Source organism: Roseomonas aerilata DSM 19363 (genome assembly GCF_000711725.1).
Classification (GTDB): Bacteria; Pseudomonadota; Alphaproteobacteria; order Acetobacterales; family Acetobacteraceae; genus Roseomonas; species Roseomonas aerilata.
In genome coordinates, this window is the sequence record NZ_JONP01000144.1 from 1 (window position 1) to 1,452 (window position 1,452).

The window sequence follows — 1,452 nt, forward strand, 5'->3', positions numbered from 1 at the left end:
CGGCTCGATCGCCGCCCAGAGATCATCCGGAACCAGGGGCTTCGCCATGCCCCGCAAAACGCTCACCAGCAGGTTTCGTTAGGTGCTCTTAATCCAGAAGAGCACGGTGGCGCCGAGGAGGATGGTGGACATGAAGGTGTGGGCGCATCGGTCGTAGCGCATAGCGATGCGGCACCAGTCCTTCAGACGCCCGAACATGTTCTCGATGCGGTGCCTCTGCCGATAGAGGGCCTTGTCGTAGGGGAGCGGGACCTTGCGAGGCTCCGGGCGACCACCACACAATCGTGGCCGCGGTCGCGGAGGTGCCGGTAGACCCCGTAACCACATGGTCCAGCCTCGTAGGCGAAGCGCAGGATCCGACCGCCCCGGCCGAGCTGGGCTACTAGCTTATCCAGCGCCGCCGGCTCGTTGGGGATTTCCCCCACGAACCGCACCTCGCCATCCCGCACGGCCTCCGCCACACAAATGGCGATCGTCGCCTTGTGCACGTCCAGCCCGACAAAGGTGATACTCTCTCCCACGGCCCGTCTCCTGTGCTGAGGCAGGGCGACCGCCCACCCGGCGCAACCCTCGATCATCCTGCACAGTTCGAGGCGGGCCACCCCGCCTCAGACGGACATCTGGTCTAGGTCGGCCGGGCCTGCTGGAGGCTGACCCCGCTCTACGACCTGATCCTCGGCATGGCGTTGTCCGCGGCCAAGCTGTTCGCCGACGACACGACGCTGCCGCCTCGACCCCGGCCAGACCACGACCGGGCGGCTCTGGTGCTATGTAGTCGATGACCGGCCATGGTGCGGCCCAGGGCACCCGGTCGCGGCCTATGCCTACACCGACGACCGCAAGGGTCAGCGCCCCGCTGGGCACATGTCAATGTTCTGGCGCGTGCTGCAGGTGGATAGCTATGCCGGGTTCAAGCGGCTGGCGGGCAACCGCGCCGGCGACCCAGTCACCCTCGCCTTTTGTTGGACCCACATGCGTAGGTACTTCTACGAATTCCATGCCTCCACCGGGTCACCGCTCGCGGCCGAGGTGCTGGCGCAGGTCCAAGAGCTTTATGCCACCGAAGGCCAGCTCCGCGGCCATCCTGCCGCGCACAGGCGACATGCGCGGCAGGCGCGAAGCCGCCTCCTCGTCGAGCCCCTGCATGCTTGGCTACAGGCACATCAGGGCCGTGTCTCCGCCGCCTCGGACCTGGCTAAGGCAATCCGCTACGTCTTGCGGCACCGGCCGAGCCTAACCGTGATCCTCGACGACGGCCGGGTCCAGGTGGACTCAAACGTGGTCAAGCTCGCCATCCGCCGGGTCGCCCTCGACCGCAAGAACGAATTGCTCGCGGGCAGCCATGACTGGGCGCGGCACTAGAGCTTTTCCACCCTACTCGAACGCATAGCCTGAGTTGGCGAGGTAGTTCCTGTACTCGGCTGGGATGAAGGTCTTGAGCAGGCGGCCGAT

At 66.2% G+C, this 1,452-nt stretch carries 2 protein-coding genes and 1 pseudogene; 1 reads left to right on the forward strand and 2 read right to left on the reverse strand.

Going from position 1 to position 1,452, the window contains the following annotated elements:
• Positions 1-78: 78 nt before the first annotated feature.
• Entirely contained in the window at positions 79-198 is a 120-nt protein-coding gene (locus BO39_RS33535) for a hypothetical protein (protein ID WP_408735197.1), read from the reverse strand.
• The gene (locus tag BO39_RS33890; RefSeq protein ID WP_169742907.1) at positions 183-521 is read right to left on the reverse strand and encodes a hypothetical protein; all 339 of its coding nucleotides are present in this window, start codon (positions 519-521) and stop codon (positions 183-185) included. Before BO39_RS33890 ends, BO39_RS33535 begins: the two co-directional genes overlap by 16 nt.
• 223 nt (positions 522-744) lie before the next feature.
• Here BO39_RS33890 and BO39_RS29435 point away from each other — a divergent pair.
• Positions 745-1,362: pseudogene (locus BO39_RS29435) on the forward strand (IS66 family transposase); the annotation flags it as partial.
• Between the last annotated feature and the right edge of the window lie 90 nt (positions 1,363-1,452).